General features: G+C 66.5%; 14 protein-coding genes and 2 tRNA genes. 15 read left to right on the plus strand and 1 reads right to left on the minus strand.

The window, feature by feature from the left end:
- The first annotated feature begins 57 nt into the window (after positions 1–57).
- The 12 genes from pheS (at position 58) to recN (ending at position 13,944) form a co-directional block, all read left to right on the plus strand.
- Entirely contained in the window at positions 58–1,068 is a 1,011-nt protein-coding gene (pheS, locus tag HKW67_RS04975; protein ID WP_171224340.1) for a phenylalanine--tRNA ligase subunit alpha, read from the plus strand.
- Positions 1,065–3,506 (plus strand): phenylalanine--tRNA ligase subunit beta, encoded by a 2,442-nt coding sequence (gene pheT / locus HKW67_RS04980; protein WP_171224341.1) that lies wholly within the window; start codon positions 1,065–1,067, stop codon positions 3,504–3,506. The genes pheS and pheT overlap by 4 nt, the downstream gene beginning before the upstream one ends.
- Complete coding sequence (locus HKW67_RS04985) at positions 3,496–3,936, plus strand: hypothetical protein (protein ID WP_171224342.1); 441 nt, start codon at positions 3,496–3,498, stop codon at positions 3,934–3,936. Before pheT ends, HKW67_RS04985 begins: the two co-directional genes overlap by 11 nt.
- Positions 3,933–4,244: a cell division protein ZapA gene (locus HKW67_RS04990; protein WP_171224343.1), complete on the plus strand. Its 312-nt coding sequence runs from the start codon at positions 3,933–3,935 to the stop codon at positions 4,242–4,244. The genes HKW67_RS04985 and HKW67_RS04990 overlap by 4 nt, the downstream gene beginning before the upstream one ends.
- A gap of 250 nt (positions 4,245–4,494) precedes the next feature.
- Positions 4,495–6,081 carry a ribonuclease Y gene (gene rny / locus HKW67_RS04995; RefSeq protein ID WP_171224344.1) on the plus strand — a complete coding sequence of 529 codons (1,587 nt, stop codon included), beginning with the start codon at positions 4,495–4,497 and terminating at the stop codon, positions 6,079–6,081.
- A complete protein-coding gene (locus tag HKW67_RS05000) occupies positions 6,071–6,955 on the plus strand; it encodes a bifunctional 5,10-methylenetetrahydrofolate dehydrogenase/5,10-methenyltetrahydrofolate cyclohydrolase (protein WP_171224345.1) in 885 nt (294 codons plus the stop codon). Before rny ends, HKW67_RS05000 begins: the two co-directional genes overlap by 11 nt.
- Positions 6,956–6,960: 5 nt before the next feature.
- Positions 6,961–8,202, plus strand: coding sequence for an exodeoxyribonuclease VII large subunit (gene xseA / locus HKW67_RS05005; protein ID WP_171224346.1), 1,242 nt, complete (start codon positions 6,961–6,963; stop codon positions 8,200–8,202).
- Positions 8,199–8,411: an exodeoxyribonuclease VII small subunit gene (gene xseB, locus HKW67_RS05010; protein WP_171224347.1), complete on the plus strand. Its 213-nt coding sequence runs from the start codon at positions 8,199–8,201 to the stop codon at positions 8,409–8,411. Before xseA ends, xseB begins: the two co-directional genes overlap by 4 nt.
- The gene (locus HKW67_RS05015; protein WP_171224348.1) at positions 8,377–9,330 is read left to right on the plus strand and encodes a polyprenyl synthetase family protein; all 954 of its coding nucleotides are present in this window, start codon (positions 8,377–8,379) and stop codon (positions 9,328–9,330) included. Before xseB ends, HKW67_RS05015 begins: the two co-directional genes overlap by 35 nt.
- Positions 9,331–9,443: 113 nt before the next feature.
- Positions 9,444–11,336 carry a 1-deoxy-D-xylulose-5-phosphate synthase gene (gene dxs, locus HKW67_RS05020; protein WP_171224349.1) on the plus strand — a complete coding sequence of 631 codons (1,893 nt, stop codon included), beginning with the start codon at positions 9,444–9,446 and terminating at the stop codon, positions 11,334–11,336.
- Positions 11,336–12,205, plus strand: a complete 870-nt coding sequence (locus HKW67_RS05025) for an NAD(+)/NADH kinase (protein WP_171224350.1) — start codon at positions 11,336–11,338, stop codon at positions 12,203–12,205. Before dxs ends, HKW67_RS05025 begins: the two co-directional genes overlap by 1 nt.
- A gap of 11 nt (positions 12,206–12,216) precedes the next feature.
- On the plus strand, positions 12,217–13,944 hold the full coding sequence (recN, locus tag HKW67_RS05030; protein WP_171224351.1) for a DNA repair protein RecN: 1,728 nt from the start codon (positions 12,217–12,219) through the stop codon (positions 13,942–13,944).
- Here the strand turns inward: recN and HKW67_RS05035 are convergent.
- Positions 13,920–15,572 carry a hypothetical protein gene (locus HKW67_RS05035; protein ID WP_171224352.1) on the minus strand — a complete coding sequence of 551 codons (1,653 nt, stop codon included), beginning with the start codon at positions 15,570–15,572 and terminating at the stop codon, positions 13,920–13,922. The genes recN and HKW67_RS05035 overlap by 25 nt on opposite strands.
- 208 nt (positions 15,573–15,780) lie before the next feature.
- Here HKW67_RS05035 and HKW67_RS05040 point away from each other — a divergent pair, with 208 nt between their 5' ends.
- From HKW67_RS05040 to HKW67_RS05050, 3 genes are all read left to right on the plus strand, one after another.
- Entirely contained in the window at positions 15,781–17,580 is a 1,800-nt protein-coding gene (locus tag HKW67_RS05040) for a hypothetical protein (protein ID WP_171224353.1), read from the plus strand.
- Positions 17,581–17,632: 52 nt separating this feature from the next.
- Positions 17,633–17,705 (plus strand) — tRNA-Gly (locus HKW67_RS05045).
- Positions 17,706–17,840: 135 nt separating this feature from the next.
- Positions 17,841–17,925: transfer RNA gene (locus HKW67_RS05050), tRNA-Leu, on the plus strand.
- The last annotated feature ends 296 nt before the right edge of the window (positions 17,926–18,221 follow it).

Genomic DNA, 18,221 nt, shown 5'->3' on the forward strand with positions numbered 1-18,221 from the left:
TCCGCGGCGGACTCGCTCCGCCACCCGTCGCGATCCCCCGATTTCCGATTTCGTCTCGTGCAACTTTCCGAGTACCTCGCCCAGGCGAATGCCCTCGCGCAGGACGCGCGTGCGCTCCTTGACGGGCTCGAACCCGACACGCGCCTCGACGCGGCCAAGGGGCAGCTCAACGCCCTGAAGGATGACCGGCTCGCCGCGCTCCAGGGCGCCCTCCGCGCGCTGCCAGCCGAAGATCGCCGCGCCGCCGGTACGGCGTTCAACACGCTCAAGCAGGGCATCCAGGAAGCACTCGACGTCTTCGCGGCGCGACAGGCCTCGGCGGCCGGTGTCTCGACGTTCGACGCGACGATGCCGGCGCGCGGCATGTGGCGTGGCTCGTTGCATCCGGTCACGCTCGTGATCGACGAGATCTGCGAGATCTTCCGCGAGCTCGGATTCACCATCGCCCTCGGGCCGGAAGCGGAAACGGAGTGGTACAACTTCGGCGCGCTCAACTTCCCGCCCGATCACCCGGCGATGGAGCTGCACGACACGTTGTACCTCGGAAAGGACACGCTGCTGCGCACACACACGTCGCCGGTGCAAGTGCGTACGCTGCAGACGTACAAGCCGCCGGTGCGCGTGCTCGCACCAGGGCAGGTGTATCGCCGCGACTTCTTCGACGCGACACACGCGCCGGCGTTCATGCAGTTGGAAGGACTGGCCGTGGACGAAGGCATTTCGTTCGTGGATCTCAAGGCCACACTCGCCGAGTTCGCGCGTCGGTTCTACGGCGCCTCGCGTCGCGTACGCTTCGGTCCGTCGTATTTTCCGTTCGTCGAGCCGGGCGCGCAGATGGATGTCGAAGTGGATCTGAACGACGGCAAGGGTCTGCGTTGGGTCGAGATCCTCGGCTGTGGTATGGTGCACCCGCATGTGCTCGAGGACGCAGGCCTCGACAGCGAGAAGTTCACCGGATGGGCGTTCGGTATGGGACCGGCGCGCATTGCGATGTCGCGCTACGACATCAGCGACATCCGTGTTCTGTACGATTCCGACGTCCGTTTCCTGGAGCAGTTCGCGCGATGATCGTTTCTCATGAATGGCTCAAACAGTTCGTGCCGCACACGCGTTCCGCGCAGGACATCGGTGATGCGCTCAGCCGACACTGTGTCACGCTAGACCACATCGAGCGGCTCGGTGCCGAACTCGCGTCGTTCGTCGTCGCGCAGGTCGTCGAAGCCGGGCGCCATCCCAATTCCGATCATCTGTGGGTGACCAAAGTGGACGATGGCAGCGGGACGCTGCTCGATGTCGTCTGCGGCGCGCCGAATGTCGTGGTCGGCACCAAGTATCCGTTCGCACGCACCGGCACGATCATGCCGGGTGGCCTCAAGATCGAAAAGCGTAAGATTCGCGGCGAGACGAGCAACGGGATGCTCTGCTCGTCGCGTGAGCTCGGCCTCGGTCAGGAGCACGACGGCATCCTCGCGCTCGAGACCGACGCCGCGCCGGGCACACCGTTGCTCGACGTGCTGCCGATTGCCGATGCACGACTCGATCTCGACGTGTTGCCGAATCGCCCCGATCTGCTGTCGCATGTCGGCGTGGCGCGCGAAGTCGCCGCCGTGCTTGGCGTGCCGATGTCCGAGCGTCCCGCCGAGATCGCGTCGGCCGCGCCCAATGTGCCGGTGCACGGTGCCCCGTCGAGTGCCGCCGGCGCGCAGGCGACGGTACGGATCGACGATGCCGTCAGCTGTCCGCGGTACGTCGCGGCAGTGATTACCGGCGTCCAGGTCGGCCCGAGTCCCGATTGGCTGCGCCAGCGGCTCGAGAGCATCGGACAGCGCAGCATCAGCAACGTCGTCGATGCCACCAACTATGTGCTGCACGGCCTCGGTCAGCCCGTGCATGCCTTCGATCTCGCCAAGCTGGCGGGCAAGGGTATCGTGGTGCGGCCAACGATCGATGGTGAATCGATCGTGACGCTTGATGGCACGATGCGGTCGCTCACGGCCGGAACGACGGTGATCTGCGACGGCGAACGTCCGGTCGCCCTGGCCGGTTTGATGGGTGGGCTCGACAGCGAAGTTACGGCCACCACGACGGACGTGCTGTTGGAAGTCGCCGTCTTCGAGCCGCGATTCGTGCGTCGGGTACGTCGCGCCGTCAATTTATCTACCGATGCCTCGTATCGCTTCGAACGCGGTATCGACGGCGGCAACACGCTCGAGGTGGCGCGCACGGCCGCCGCGCTCATCACGCAGGTCGCCGGTGGTCAGGTCGTCGAGTTCATCGACGTGGGTGCGCCAATGGCCGCGCGCAGTGCGGTGACGGTGCGTCCGTCACGGCTCGCGCGCGTCTTGGGTGTCGTCGTGGCGCCGTCGGAGATTCGCCATCGCTTGGAGTCACTCGGCTGCACCGTCGTCGAAGACGCCCACGGTTTGGTCGTCACGCCGCCCACGTGGCGACATGATCTGCTCATCGAAGTGGACCTGATCGAAGAAGTCGCGCGACTCGTTGGATTCGATACACTGCCCGACGAATTGCGGCCGTTCCGGCCGGGCAATGCACCCGATCATCCGCTGCATCTCGCCGGTCGACGGGTCCGTGATCTGTTGGTGGGTATGGGACTCGCCGAGACGCGACCGATGCCGTTCACCAGCACTGGAGACGAGCATACGCCGCGCGTGCGCAATCCCCTGGCCGATGACGAACCGTTCTTGCGCGCGTCGATCATCGACACGCTGGCCCGACGTGCGGAGTACAACCTCACGCGGATGCAGGGCAACCTGCGGTTGTTCGAGGTTGGCAACGTCTTCATCGGCACAGCGGACCGACTCCCGCGTGAGGAAGTCCGTGTCGGCGCCCTGATTATGGGCAGTCGTCGTCCGGCCCATTTTACGGAGCCGCAGCCGCCGGCGTTCGACCTGTGGGACGCGAAGGAGATTGCCGTGCGCGTGCTTTCGGCGGCCTTCCCCGGCCAGTCGGCCACGGTCGTGGCCGGATCGACGCCTGCCATCTGGACGCTTGCCGTCGAAGGACGGGGAGAGGTCGGTCGTGTCGAGACTGTCGCCCTCGACCGGCCGGTGTGGGCCAGTGAGGCCTTCGGGATCGAAGTCACGTTGGGTGTAATGCCCTCGGCCGACGTGGCGGCGCCGCGCGCCAACGGGCATGATACCAGTCCGGTGGAGCGTCAATCCCCGGCTTCGGCGGGCGTCCGCTTCTCGGCGCTTCCGACCACGCCGGCGGCCGAAATCGATCTCGCGTTGTTGGTACCGGACGGCGTTGCCGCCGCGACGGTCGAGCAGGCGCTGCGCAGTGCCGGTGGTGAACTGCTCGAACAGGTCACGCTGTTCGACGAATTCCGTGGAGCCGGTGTGCCAGAGGCCCATCGGAGCCTGGGGTGGCGGTTGACGTTCCGGCATCCGGAGCGCACCCTGCGGGACAAGGAAATCGAAGGTCGGCGCGCCCGCCTGCTGGATCTCCTCGACAAGGAACTCGGTATCCGTCCTCGTGCGTCCTGAAACCGCCGCGTTTCGCGAACTCGATACGCTCGTTCGTAACCTCAGCGACCAGCTGGCGGGGTACCGCCGGCGTGCGCTGTCGGCCGAGTCGCGTACGCGTGAGCTCGAGCAGCTGGTGGCGGAGCGTGACGGGACGCTGATCGAGGTTCGGGCGGATGGACAGCGATCGAATCAGGCGCGGGCACTGCTCGAGGCCAAGGTTCGGGAACTGGAAGCCAAGGCTGAGCTGGCCAAGGCTGAAGTGGTTCGCGTGCAAGCAGCCTTCGCGGCGGCGGCGGAGGCCGCTACGCCGCAGGCGGTCGACAGCGAACTGGCCCGTGAGAATGAGCGGTTGCGGACTCGCCTCGCCGAGGCCGGGGAGAAAACCACGCAACTCGGAGAGCGGGTGCGCTTTCTCCGTCAGCAGATCGGGCACGGAGCGGAGCGGTGATCGACAGCAAGCTTGTCGTCAAAGTCCGGATCGTCGGCGAGGAGTACACCCTCCGCACTGAGGCATCACCGGAGCACACCAAAGCGGTGGCCGAACACGTGGACCGAACGATCCGGGCCATCATGGGTGGCGGTTCCACGATGGAGACGCAGAAGGCGGCGATCCTGGCCGCGCTGCAGATCACGGATGAGCTCTTCCGTGAGCGCGCGGCCGTCGAGTTGCTGTCGACGGATATCCGACAGCTGGCCGCTGACATTCGCCCGCTGCTTCCTCCCGCCAAGCGTGGCGAGGACGGCAATCCGGTCTGAGAAACGGCTCGTCCGCGGAAATGAGCGGGCGGGACGGCCGTCGTCTGATGCTCCCCGTTGCGGGTGCCCCGACGCGTCCGTACGTTCTGAAAGTCAACGGCATGCGCGCACCCCTGTGCCGCGGCAGCGGAGGTCGCTCCCTCTCCGCCGGCCGCGGCGCATCGTGATAGTCGCCCGTGCCGTGCGCACGATAGATCCGCTGGAAAACGATCAAGAACCCGCGCTCAACCGCGGTGGAGCATAGATCCTCATGGGCGAGATTCCCGCAGCGGCGCTAGTTGGCGCCCTTGGGTTTGTCGCGGCTGTCGTCGCGTACGTTGTCGGACGACAGTCGTGGCGTAAGGTGGAGACGACCGAACAACAGCGAGCGCTCGTCGTCGCCGAAGAGGGCGCGGTGCGCGTCATTGATGAGGCGAAACGCGAAGCGGAAACGCTCAGGCGGGGCGCGATCGTCGCAGGTAAGGAGGAAGTACTTCAGCTCCGGGAGTCGCACGAGCAGGATGTGCGGCAACGTCGCGTCGAGCTCGAGCGCGAGGAGAAGCGGGTGCTCGAGCGCGAAGCCCAGCTCGACCGTGCTCGCGAGTCACTCGAGAGCCGCGAACAGGAAGTACAGCGGCGGGGATCCGAGCTCGGGCGACGAGAGACGGTGGCCACGTCGAAGGAGCAGGACCTCGACAAGCTCATCGCGGACGAACGTCGCAAACTCGAACAGTTGGCGGGCCTCAGCGCTGACCAGGCGAAGGCCGAGCTGATTCGTCGGCTTGAAGACGAAGCGCTGGCTGACGCAGCGAGTCGGCTGCGCGAGATTCGCGAGTCGGCCAAGCGCAACGCGGACCGGGAGGCCAAGAAGATCGTGGCGCTCGCGGTGCAACGTGTCGCTGCCGAAACGACGGCCGAGAGCACGGTGTCGGCCGTTTCGCTGCCGAATGACGAGATGAAGGGACGCATCATCGGCCGCGAGGGACGGAACATCCGCGCCTTCGAACTGGCGACCGGCGTGGACGTGATCATCGATGACACGCCGGACACCGTGGTGGTGTCCTGCTTCGATCCGGTTCGGCGCGAAACGGCACGCCTCGCTCTCGAGAAGCTCGTGAGCGACGGCCGCATCCATCCGGGGCGCATCGAAGAAGTGGTCGCGAAGGCGCGCAAGGAGGTCGAAGTCGCGATCATCGAAACCGGTGAACAAGCCGCCTACGACGTCGGTGTGGCGGGATTGCATCCCGAACTCATCAAGCTCATCGGCCGCATGAAGTGGCGTACCAGCTACGGCCAGAACATCCTGTCGCATTCGAAAGAAGTCGCGTGGCTGGCCGGCATGATGGCCGCCGAGCTCGGGCTGGATGTCGCGCTCGCCAAGCGCGGCGCGCTGTTGCACGACATCGGCAAAGTGCTCACGCATGAGCACGAAGGCACGCACGTCCAGCTCGGCGTCGAAGTCGCCACCAAGTACGGCGAGAATCCGTTGGTGGTGAATTGCATTGCGGCCCACCACGACGACGTGCCGCACGAGAGTGAGGTGTCGGTGCTCGTGCAGGCCGGCGACAGTATTTCCGGGTCGCGCCCCGGTGCGCGGCGCGAGGCTTTCGAGACCTACGTGAAGCGGCTGGAAGGACTGGAGAAGATCGCCTCGAGCTATCGCGGCGTGGAGCGGGTGTTTGCGATCCAGGCCGGCCGAGAGATCCGCGTCGTTGTCACGCCGGAACAGGTGGACGACACGCGGATGACCGCGCTCTCCGAAGAGATTGCGCGTCGCATCGAGTCCGAGCTCCAGTATCCGGGGCAGATCAAAGTCGTGGTCATCCGAGAGAGCCGGGCGGTGGATTTTGCGCGCTGAACTGATCGACGGAAAGGCGATTGCAGCGAGCGTGCGCGCCGACGTGGCGCGCGACGTCGCCGGACTGCGCGAACGTGGTGTAGTGCCGGGCCTCACCGTCGTACTCGTCGGCGACGATATGGCCAGTGCGACCTACGTGGGAGCCAAGGAGAAGGCGTCTCGCGAGGCTGGCATGGCGGGCGGCACCATTCGTCTGCCCGCCGACACGACGCAGGACGCGTTGCTGTCGCTCATCACGCAGCTCAACGGCGACGCGGCGGTGCACGGGATCCTCGTGCAGATGCCCCTCCCCAAGCACATCGATCCGGATACGGTGATCCGACATATCCGCCCCGACAAGGATGTGGATGGCTTCCACCCGGAGAACGTGGGCAAGCTGCTGATCGGACACACTGACGGCTTTGTGTCCTGCACACCGGCGGGCGTGATCGAGATGCTGCTGCGGAGCGGCGTAGAGACGCGCGGCGCCGAAGTAGTGGTGGTCGGCCGCAGCAACATCGTCGGTAAGCCGATGGCCGCGCTGCTCGTGCAGGCACGGGCCGGTGGTGATGCCACGGTGACGATCTGTCATAGCCGTACGAAAGACCTGGCGTCGCACACGCGTCGTGCCGACATCTTGATCGTAGCGGCGGGCCGCGCCGAGATGATCACGGGTGACATGATCAAGCCCGGGGCGGTGGTGATCGACGTCGGCATGAACAGCGTGCCCGACGCCACGCGCGCGAAAGGGAGTCGCTTGTGCGGCGACGTGCATTTCGCGAGCGCCGCGGAAGTCGCGTCACGTATCACGCCCGTTCCCGGTGGTGTCGGGCCGATGACCATCGCGATGTTGCTCCGCAACACGGTGCGTGCGGCCGAACGCACGGTGAGCTGAGTCGCATGGCTGGGCGCCGCGCGAGCGGATATCAGAGCTACGGACCGCCGGTGCCCTCCGACGAAGCACCGGGCAGCGCGCCGGAATCGGCGATCGCCGTGCACACGCTCACGAGTGCGGCCAAGGATCTGATCGAGGGGGCGTTTCCACCGTTGTGGGTGCGCGGTGAGGTCAGCGATTTCAAGGCGCATCGGAACGGGCATTGGTATTTCGCCTTGCGCGACGCCGAGGCGCAGGTGAAGTGCGTGATCTGGAGTTCGGCCGCCAAGCGCATTCCGGCGCCGCCCGATGACGGCATGCAGGTGCTCGCCTACGGTCAGATGACGGTCTGGCCGGTACGCGGCGATCTGCAATTTTCCGTGCGCGCGCTCGAGGCCGAAGGCGATGGTCTGTGGCGCAAGGCGCTCGAACGTACGCGCCTGAGCCTCGAGAAGGACGGGCTCCTCGATCCCGCCCGCAAGCGCGCGCTGCCGGCGTTCCCGCGGCGCATCGCCGTGATCACGAGCCCCGATGGCGCGGCGATGCATGACATCATCACCGTCGCGCGCGCGCGCAGCGCCGACGTGGAGATCGTGATCGTCGCCGCCAAGGTACAGGGCGAGGGCGCGCCGGAATCACTCGTGGCCGCGATCGAACGCGTGAGCCGTTGGCAGGACGCCGACGTGCTCATCATCGGACGTGGAGGCGGTGCACGCGAGGACTTGTGGGCGTTCAACGACGAGCGCGTGGCCCGGGCACTAGCGGCGTGTCCGATCCCCACGATCTCGGCCGTTGGCCACGAGGTCGACGTCACCATCTGTGACCTGGTGGCCGACGTGCGCGCGGCTACGCCGTCGGCCGCGGCCGAACTGGCCGTGCCGTCGCGTCGCGAAGTCATCGCCCGTGTCGAGTCGCTCGGAAATCGACTGGCCGCCGCCGCGCGGCGGCGTGAGGAGCGCGCCATCGCATCGCTGGCCCAGGTGCAGAAGCGGTTGGGGCTCGCCGCGACGCGCATCGTGGAGCGTCGTCGCTCCCGTGTCGAGTCTCTGGCCGGTCAGCTTCATGCGCTCTCACCATTGAGCACGTTAGCGCGCGGTTTTGCGGTAGCGCGAACGCCCGCGGGCGCTACTTTGAGCGGACGGGATCAGTTCGTATCGGGAGCCCCATTCGATCTGTGGCTCCGGGACGGCATTGTGTCGGCGATCGCCGGGACGGGGCGTTCGCTCCCCGAGTCGGTTCCAGGGTTTCCACCTGAGGAGGGCGTATGAGCTTCGAACAGTCACTGACCCGCCTCGAGGAGATCGTGCGCGAGCTCGAGCGCAACGACGTCGATCTCGAGCAGGCGCTTCGCCTTTTCGAGGAAGGCATCACCCATCTGCGCACGGCGGGCGAGGCGCTCAAGACGGTCGATGCGCGCGTACAGCAGCTGGTCGAGGCGGCCGATGGGTCGTTCTCGGTCGTCGAGCTGGGCGACTGACGCGATGACGCCGGTCGGAACCAGTACTGAGACCTCGGCGCCGTCGTTCGCGACCGAACGCGCCGCCGTGCAGCAGGCGCTCGACGCGTTTTGCGCGCGCTGGCTCGGCGACATCGCGCCGCTGACCGCCGAGGCGATCCGGTACTCGCTCCTTGGGGAGGGGAAGCGACTGCGCGCGATCCTCCTGATGGAGGCCTACCGCGCCTGTGGCGGCACCGGCGACGCCCGGGACCTCGCGGCCTCGGTCGAGGTCGTGCACGCGTATTCGCTGGTGCACGATGACCTTCCGTGCATGGACGACGACGACGTCCGGCGTGGTCGACCCACGGTGCACCGGGTGTATGGGGTGCCAGTGGCGACGGCCGCCGGATTGGCGATGGTGCCGATGGCGGCGCGCAGCGCCTGGCACGCCTCGAAGGCGATGGGCCTCTCCGATGCCGTTTCCGGCGATATCGTGCGCGATCTGATGGACGCCTCCGGTGCCGGTGGGATGATCGGCGGTCAGCTCCTCGATCTCGAGGCCGAAGGGGTACACCTTACACTCGAGGCGCTGGAGCGAGTGCACCGTCTCAAGACGGGTGCGCTGATCATGGCGTCCGTCACACTGGGGGCACGCGCCGCGCTCGCGTCCGAGTCGCGCCGACGGGCGCTGGCCCAGTATGGCGCGGCCATCGGACTCGCGTTTCAGATCGCCGACGATGTGCTGGACATCACGGCGACCACCGATCAGTTGGGGAAGACGGCAGGGCGCGATATCGCGCTGCACAAGAGCACCTATCCCGCGCTTCTGGGCGTGGATGGAGCGATTGAGCGCGCTGTGGCGTTAGTCGAAGAAGCATGTCGTGCGCTGGCGGACGAGGGGCTGCTGACCCCCACGCTCGACCAGCTGGCTCGCTATATCGTGGAACGGCGTTCGTAGGCTGGCGCCGCTGTTCGAGAAGTCCGTACCGCTGCCGTTTCGAATTTCGGCGTACCTGTTCGTCGTACCTGATCGCCGCGGCTGTCTCCCGCAGCGCACCTCCTGACTCCGTCATGTCTATTCTGGAAGGCATCAACTCACCCGCGGATCTCCGCGGCCTGTCGCGCGACGAGCTTCGCACGCTCGCGCAGGACATGCGTACGCGCCTGATCGACGTGTGCTCGCGCACCGGCGGCCACATCGGCGCGGGCCTCGGCGTCGTCGAGTTGACGATCGCGCTACACACCGTCTTCGAAACGCCGAAGGATCAATTGGTGTGGGACGTCGGGCATCAGGCGTATCCGCACAAGTTGCTGACCGGACGGAACTCGGACATGGAGTCGCTGCGACAGGAAGGCGGATTGTCCGGCTTCCTCAAGCGCACCGAGAGCGAGTATGACACGTTCGGCGCCGGTCATGCCGCCACCGCGATTTCCGCGGCGCTCGGGATGGCGGCTGGACGCGACGTGCTCGGCGAGCAGTTCAAAGTGGCCGCGATAATCGGCGACGGCTCGATGGGCTCCGGCCTGGCCTACGAGGGCCTGAACAACGCCGGGCACTCCGATCGCGACATCATCGTCGTGCTCAACGACAACGAGATGTCGATCGCGCCCAACGTCGGCGCGATGCACAAGTATCTCACGAGCATTCAGCGCAACCCGCTCTACAACCGGTTGCGCTCGCGTATTGGCGATATCGTGGACAACGCACCGGCCCCGTTCGCCGGCGTGAGCACGCTCGTGCGGAAGTGGGAGGAAAGTGTGAAGTCGCTGCTGACGCCTGGCGTGCTGTTCGAAGAGCTCGGCTTCCGGTACTTCGGCCCGATCGACGGACACGATCTCGACGCGTTGCTGGAAACGTTCACGGCGGTGCGAGCCATGAACACGCCGCGTCTGGTGCATGTGATCACGAAGAAGGGTAAAGGCTTTCCGGCTGGCGATCACGGGGAGAAGTGGCATGCCCTGCCGCCCGGTCACGATCCGGCCACCGGCAAGCAGCTGGCGGTTTCCACGGCGAATGCCGCGTATACGACCGTCTACGGCAAGGGACTCGCCGAACTCGGTGAAGAGCGGAAGGACCTGGCCGTGATCACGGCGGCCATGCCGACCGGCACCGGCACGGCACCGTTCGCCAAGGCGTTCCCCGATCGGTTCTTCGATGTCGGTATCGCCGAAGGACACGGCGTCACGTTCGCCGCGGGTCTCGCCACGCGCGGAGTGCGTCCGATCGTGACGATCTACTCCACGTTCCTGCAGCGTGGCTACGACAACATCATTCACGATGCGGCGCTCCAGAAGCTGCCCGTCGTGTTCGCGATGGATCGCGCCGGACTCGTTGGTGAGGATGGCGAGACGCACATGGGTCTCTACGACATCGCGTACATGCTCACGGTTCCGGGCATGACGGTGACGGCGCCAAAGAACGGGACCGAGATGCTCGGTCTCTTGCGCGCCGCTGTCGAGCACACCGACGGGCCGTTCTCGTTGCGCTATCCGCGCGACGCCTCGCCCGACATCCCGGGCGCGATGTCGCAGATCGCTGCCACGCCGTACGCGACGTGGGAAGTGCTGCGCCATGGCCGTGATATCGCGATTCTCGCGGTCGGCACGATGGTGAATGCCGCGCTCGATGCCGCCGATCTGCTGGCCGCGGACGGCATGGACGTGACGGTCGTGAACTGCCGCTACATCAAGCCGTATGACGAAGTCACGCTGAACGCGATTCTCGCCAGTCACACGCACGTGCTCACGGTTGAGGAGGGTACGGTCGTGAATGGATTCGGCGCGTTCATCAGTACAGTCATTCACCGACAGGCACCGACGGTGCGCACCGCCGTGCACGGCGTGCCCGATCGCATTATCTACTCCGCACCGCGGAAAAAGCAGCTCTCGTCTCTCGGACTCGACCCGGCGGGTATCGCGGATCGCGTGCGGGCGTTGCACGAATCCGAAGCACTCGCCGGTTGATGCGCGTCGGCGTCATCGGCCACAAGGGATACGTCGGACTTCCTGCGATCCTCGGCACACTGCTCGACATCGCGCCGGGCCTCGGGCTGACGTTGCTCTTCGAACAGGATCTCTGGGAGATCGCCGAGGAGGGGGAAAAGCTCGAGACGCCCGAGCAGGTCGACGCGCTCTTCACGCTGGGCGGGGACGGTACGCTCCTTCGCGGCGCGCGGTTCCTGAACGGGCGCACGGTGCCGATTCTCGGTATCAACCTCGGTCGCCTTGGCTTTCTCACGGCGTGTAGCGGCGAAGAGTTCGAGCAGGGCGTTCGCCGTTTCGCGGCTGGGGATTTCGTCTCTGAGCCGCGCATGGCACTCGAGTCGTGCGCGCTCAATCGCGACGGTATCGAGCGGTGCAGCTGGCTCTCGCTGAATGACGTCGTCCTGCACAAGGGTGGCTTCGCGCGCGTGGTGAAGTTCACCGTGTTCGTGGACGACGAAGCCATCGGGTCGTACTCGGCCGACGGCCTGGTCGTATCCACGCCGACCGGCTCCACTGGCTATTCGCTCTCCGCCGGCGGTCCGATCGTCGTGCCGACGGTGGAGAGCATCGTACTGACGCCCGTCTCGCCCCACACGCTGGCCATGCGGCCGTTGGTGCTGCCGCCGCAGGTGGAGGTCAAGGTGCGTGCGGATGATGGCCCTGAAGAGCTTTTGGTGACGATCGACGGGCAGGTGGGCACTACCTTCACCGGTGGCGAGACGTTGGTGGTTCGCAAGGCGCGCAACGCCGTGCAGATTGTGCGCTTTCCGGGCACCACGTTCTTCACGCGATTGCGCCGGAAGCTCGGGTGGGGTGGACTCTCCGAGCGAGACGGCGAGACGATTTGAGGAGGTAGCGCATGCTCGTCGAGCTCCGCATTCGCAACGTGGCTGTCATCGACACCGTCGCGTTGCCGCTGGCCGCAGGGCTGAATGTGCTGACGGGCGAAACCGGCGCCGGCAAGTCGTTGATCGTCGGCGCCCTCGGGATGCTGCTGGGTGAGCGCGCGGCGACCGACCGCGTTCGGAGCGGCGCCGATAAGGCCACGGTCGAGGGCGTGTTCGAGCCCGGCTCGATGCCGGCGCTTCGGGCGATGTTGGATGAGCGTGGCATCGACGCCGACGAGGAAACATTGGTGCTCAAACGCGAAATCGGCAGCAATGGGCGTTCGCGGGCGTGGATCAACGGGTCGCCGGTCACCGCCGCCATCCTCGCCGAAGTCGGGGCGCGCCTGGTGAGCGTGCTCGGTCAGCATGACTCGCGGCAGCTGGTCGATGCCGAGCATCAACGCGACGTCCTCGATGCCTTCATCGGCGCGCTCGATATTCGCGCGCGCGTCGCCGACGCGTTCGCGCAACTGGGCGCCCTGCGCGCCCGCGAGCGCGAACTTGAAGTGCGTCGTCAGGATGCGGCCAAGCGCGCCGACTACCTGCGATTCGTCGCGCGTGAAATCGACGAGGCGAATCCGGTTGTTGGTGAAGACGAAACGCTCGATGGCGAGATCCGGCGCCTGTCGCACGCCGAGGAGCTGCAGACCTTGGCCGCGCAGGCCGCGACGGCGATCTCCGGAGATGAGCGCGCGGCGCTCACGCGCCTCGCCAGCGTTCGTCGTGCGCTGGTTTCGCTCGAGCGTATCGATCCCGACACCGGGCGCTGGCAGCTCGGCTTCGACGCGGCCGTCTATGCGCTCGATGAGCTGGTCCGCGAGCTCGAAACGTATGCGGAGTCGATCGAGGCCGATCCCGCACGACTGCGCACGCTGGAGCGCCGTCGCGATCAGTTGCTGTCGCTCATGCGAAAACACGGGCCGACGCTGCAGGAAGTGATTGATACCGGCTCGCAGGCACGCGCCGAACTCGAGCTCGTAGACGGCGGCACGCTCGATTTGGCCGCCATCGCCGACGCGCGGGCGGCAGCGGAAGGCGCGTTGGTGGAAGCGGCCGCCGAACTGACGCGCCGCCGACAGTCGGGCGCGCAGCAGCTCGCCCGCGCCGTTACGCAGCTACTCCCCGAGCTTGGGATGCCAGAGGGGCGATTGCAAGTGGTGCTCATGCCCGTCGATCACATCGGCGCGTTCGGAGCGGAGCAGGTCACGTTCGTGGCGGCACTGAACGCCGGCAGCGAGGCGCGACCGCTCGGGCGCTTGGCATCGGGTGGTGAGCTTGCGCGCGTGATGCTGGCGCTCAGCACCGTACTGGCGCGCCTGCAGCAAGTGCCGACGCTCGTGTTCGACGAAGTCGATGCCGGCATCGGCGGCGCAGTGGCGTGGCAAGTCGGTGCGCTCATGCGACGCGTGGCCAAGCACCACCAGGTGCTCGCCATTTCTCATCTCGCCCAGATCGCGGCGCGCGCGCATCATCACGTGGTCGTGCGGAAGAGCGCGATCGGGACCGTGACGACAGCCGATACGACGGTCGTTCGCGACGAACCGCGTGTGATCGAGATTGCACGCATGCTGGGCGGCGACGCGGACCGCGAAGTGAGCCGAGCGCATGCGCGGGAATTGCTGGAGCGCGGTGAGGACGAGGACAACATCGCGTCGTCGGTCACGGCCCCGACACGTCAGCGTCGAGGAAAGCCCGTATAGACGCGCAGTTCCAGCCGGTCGCTCACGGCTGACGGAGCACTCGCTCCCGATCCCGACACGGGAATGGTGTGCGAGTAGATCACTTCGGCCGGAAAGCGGGATCGACCGCGCACGTAGCTCGCGAGGGTCGAGAAGCTGGCACCGAACGCGGCCGCCTGAACCGTGCGGGACGGCAGCTCAAAGGTGCTCATGAGCGGCGCGCTCGACGTGGGATCGCCGCCCTCGTATCGATCGGCTCCCCACCGGCGAACCAGATAGGCGGCGGAGATCCCGAAGAACTGTCCGACGGACAAGCGCGGCGCGACTTCGAGTTCGAGTCGCGTGCCCAGCGATCGCGTGGCCGTGCTCACGACGAACGCGTCGAAGACGTTCGCGTCTGTGCGGAACGGAAGCGCCACGGCGATCTCGTCGGCGAGCGGTTTGACCGCACGCACGGTGGCACTCATCCAGAAGGACTTCGTGAGTACGAAATCCGTCGTGCTGCGCACCAGCAGCGCGTTGGCACCTTCGCCGATCGGCACATCGAACGGGTCATCGGTGCGATCAGCGCCGGCCGTTCCGAAACGCCAGCCGGCGGTGAGCATGCTGCGTACCCCGCGCGACGGCGTCAGCAGTCGCCGCACCTGATCGGCCTGAAAGCTGTCGAACAGCAGATACGACGCGGTGAGGTCGATGTCGCCGATACCGGCGCGACGGGTGTTGCCCAGTCGGGTGTAGCCCAGTTTCCACGCCGTGTCGCTGACAATGCGCGTCATGCCGCCCGGGCCGTAGACGGCCGTGGCGCCAGCGGGTGCGGCTCCCTCCACGATGTTGGTGATACCGAAGGCCGCGAACTCCGAGCGCAGGGTGGCGATCGTGGTCCGCACCGCGGCTTGTGCGCTCCCGTTCTCGATCGGGACCACCGGCGCGCCTCCCTTCGTCGCATCACCGTAGACCGACGCGATCGCACTGCGCGTGGTTCCGGCACGCACCAGCAACGCCTGTGCGGCGGCGCCGTTGGCGCGGATGGCGTCGCAGCCGGTGGCCGCCGGTGATGCACACCGGGTGATCTCGGCGGTGAGCTGCGTCCGCGCCAGATCGAGTTGTGACAGCACGGCGCCGTTGGCAGAGCGGGCCGCGGCGCCCGAAGTCGTCGTGTACGCCGGGTTCATCCCAACGTTGGCCGTGGAGCCCACGCGATTGAGCAGGAGCTGCGACACATCGCGCGACTCCACGTACGGTACGAGGAGCCGCAACGACAGGCGACGCGTCAGCCCCAGGCTCACGCCGAGAGGGGCGATGCTCTGACGCACTTCGCCAGCGGCATCGAGCGCGCCAAGCGAGAGGGCGAACGCCGATTGGCCGGTCAGCGTTCGGACACCTGCCTCGGCGGATACGAGTTGCGGGAAGATCGCGACGCCCGCTTGCGACGTGGCCAGCGACGCGAAAAGCGGTCGCGTCGTGGTGCCGCCACCCGCTGTCGGGGCATAGACAGCATCCCAGTCGTTCCAGAGGCCCGAGATCAGGAACCGCTTGCTCCCCTTCGGCAGAGGAATCGCATCATCGCCCAGGCCCGCCACCGTCTGCGCATGAACGGTGCCCGGTCGGACGACAGCGCCGGCCAGGAGCGCCACGCTGAGGGCGAGCATCGTGCGGAGCGAGGCGAAAAAGCGAGGCGCGGACGGCAATCGGTGTAGGGCCAAGGCGAGTTGTCATGTGCAAGGTGAAACAGCGCCTTTCCGCCCGACGCCTCCATGAGGCATCGCGTGAGAAGCGTCGTGCGCCGAACCGGCTAGATTAGCCCTGATCAGAGGGGGCGTCAACGAAACCCCTCGTCCCGTCACTCGAGAGCGTGCTGTGCATCTTCCTCCTGTCCCTTGGCAACTCACCGGCAACCACTGGCTGACCCTGCCGTGCATCAACCCGACGGACGGGGCCATTCACGCGGTCGGGGTACTGCATCGTGGAGCACGGGCGGCAATCGAGTTCGCCGGTTCGCCGGAGTTCATGTCGGGGCACGGTACCCCGCTCATGGGACCGGTGTTGCGTGTGGACGGAAATGTTCGTGTGCTCGCGGCAGAAGGCATCGCCTGGGAGCGAGCCCTCGGATGGTTGCCGACGTTCACCTGCACGATCGGCTCCTTGGTGGTGCGCGGGACGCTCTTCGCGCCGTACGGCCGCGATGCGGATATGGCCGGAGCCGTCTACACGTTCGCGGTGGAGAATCGCGGGGCAACCGACGTCAATCTCGAGATCGCGCTCGAGGGGGCTTTGGGCCATCGCCAGCAGCGCGTGCGGACGCCGCGCCCCTTCGATGACGACCATCTGGTCAGCATCGGTCCCGATGACGTGGTATTGCTCGAGGGAACTGCGATTCCCGGACTCGCCGCCATCGCGATCGGTAGCGACGGTCCCGCGACGCTCGAGGTCCCCTCGGAGGCGTCTCGCGATGCCCGACGCTTTGCGATACGGCGCGCGCTCGTCGTTCCGGCCAACGGGGCGGTGCAGGTCGCGTTCTACATCGCGGTTGGACCCGAACGCGATGGCGCGCAGGCGACGGTTGCAGTACTGCGACGTCGCGGATGGCGTGCGCTGCTGACAGCGACCAGAGAAGCCCTCTCGGCGCTCGAACAGACGACCGGCAGCGATGTGATGGATCGCATTGTGAACCGAAACCTGCTGTTCGCGTACTTTTACGGCGTCGGGCGCGGGCTGGACGATGCCCACTATTACCTCGTGCGGTCGCGGGCGCCTTGGCATTCCATGGGCTGCACCGTTCGCGACTGGGAAGCGCTGATGTGGACGCTCCCCGCAGTCCAGTTGGCCGATACGGGCCTGGCACGTGAACTGTTGGTTCGCGCCTGCGAGCTGCATGGCTATGCCCCCGGTCAGGGGGTGCACTACATCGACGGCACGCTGTTTCAGCCGGGGTTCAGTATCGAGGGGCCGGCGGCGTTCGCCATTGCCACCGATCGCTACATCCGCGACTCGGAGGACGATCAGATCGTCGAGGATCCTGTGGTGGCGGATACGCTGTATCTCGCATCGGAGGACATCACGGCACGTCGCGATGAGCGCGTTCCGCTGTATTCCACCGAAGTGATGCCCTCGGGCGCGCCCGCCAAGTATCCGTTCACGCTGCACGGGAATGCGGTCGTTGCCCTCGCCCTGGATGTGTTCCGTCGCACGCTCGACGAGGAAGCGGCGGCGGGTGTCGAAGACCCGGCCGCCGTACGCGCGGCGATTCGACGGCATTTCGCCGTCGATCGCGGCGAGAAAGCGCGGCTGGCCGTCGCGGTCGACCTCACGGGCAACGCGTCGCTCGACGACGATGCCGTCGGTTCGCTGCTCTGGTTACCGCTCTACGAAGCGCTTGATCGGGACGATTCGCTGTATCGCCGCTCGGTCCGGGCGCTGCGCGTCGAGGGCGCCGCCCCCGAAGCGACGGCGCTGCTGCCGCAGATCGCGCGTCTGCTGGGTCCGGAGGCGCAGGAGGTGCTGGCGTGGCTTCGTCGGGCACCACTCGACAACGGAATCGCTGCCGAATTCGTGGATGCCGAGGGGCGTGCGCTCAGCAATGGCGGTGACGCCGCGCTGGCCGGCTTGTTGGCGCACACCGTCTGGTACGCCGCACATGCCTTGGGACTTCGGGCTTGATTGCTCGGCGGCGCTTGTCCGGGTCAGGCCGCTCTGCTAAAATCCGGTCTGTGCGGGAATAGCTCAGTTGGTAGAGCACAACCTTGCCAAGGTTGGGGTCGCGGGTTCGAGTCCCGTTTCCCGCTCTGATCGAGGTCGAGATTTTGAACGTGGTTCGCAAACGGGAGCGCTTCGGCGCCCCCGTTTTGCGTTGCGTGCCGGCGACCGCTATGCTCCCTGCGTTGCGCGCACGCGGCCGACACCGCAGCAGCCCATGCGATACCCGGATGGCGAAACCGGTAGACGCGTGAGACTTAAAATCTCCTGCCTCATAAGGGCGTGCGGGTTCGAGTCCCGCTCCGGGTACGTGGGATGCTGAGTCGGTGGCGTGCGCACGGGCGAGTAGGCCGCCCTCACGACTCTTAGCGGTATGGAGCAGACATGCGAACAGTGCGCGATCCGCGCGGTACAACTTGGATTTGCCTCGAGTTGCCAGAGGTGCCCACCGATCAGCGCGCTGCGGCCGAGTCACTCCCACCAGAAACGGTCGCGATCGAGTGCAATTCGGGTGCCGAACGCGTCATTGCGCTCGTGGCGCCGGGGTGGGACGATACGATGAGTGATGCGGAGCTTTCGGAAACAATTTCAGCCCATTCGCGTTA

Source organism: Gemmatimonas groenlandica (assembly GCF_013004105.1).
Classification (GTDB): Bacteria; Gemmatimonadota; Gemmatimonadetes; order Gemmatimonadales; family Gemmatimonadaceae; genus Gemmatimonas; species Gemmatimonas groenlandica.

Excerpts from the sequence above, each read along its gene's own strand:
- pheT (WP_171224341.1), top strand. The coding sequence starts at position 1,065 with ATGATCGTTTCTCATGAATGGCTCAAACAGTTCGTGCCGCACACGCGT.
- rny (WP_171224344.1), top strand. The coding sequence starts at position 4,495 with ATGGGCGAGATTCCCGCAGCGGCGCTAGTTGGCGCCCTTGGGTTTGTC.
- xseA (WP_171224346.1), top strand. The coding sequence starts at position 6,961 with ATGGCTGGGCGCCGCGCGAGCGGATATCAGAGCTACGGACCGCCGGTG.
- xseB (WP_171224347.1), top strand. The coding sequence starts at position 8,199 with ATGAGCTTCGAACAGTCACTGACCCGCCTCGAGGAGATCGTGCGCGAG.
- HKW67_RS05015 (WP_171224348.1), top strand. The coding sequence starts at position 8,377 with ATGGGTCGTTCTCGGTCGTCGAGCTGGGCGACTGACGCGATGACGCCG.
- dxs (WP_171224349.1), top strand. The coding sequence starts at position 9,444 with ATGTCTATTCTGGAAGGCATCAACTCACCCGCGGATCTCCGCGGCCTG.
- HKW67_RS05025 (WP_171224350.1), top strand. The coding sequence starts at position 11,336 with ATGCGCGTCGGCGTCATCGGCCACAAGGGATACGTCGGACTTCCTGCG.
- recN (WP_171224351.1), top strand. The coding sequence starts at position 12,217 with ATGCTCGTCGAGCTCCGCATTCGCAACGTGGCTGTCATCGACACCGTC.
- HKW67_RS05035 (WP_171224352.1), bottom strand. The coding sequence starts at position 15,572 with ATGCTCGCCCTCAGCGTGGCGCTCCTGGCCGGCGCTGTCGTCCGACCG.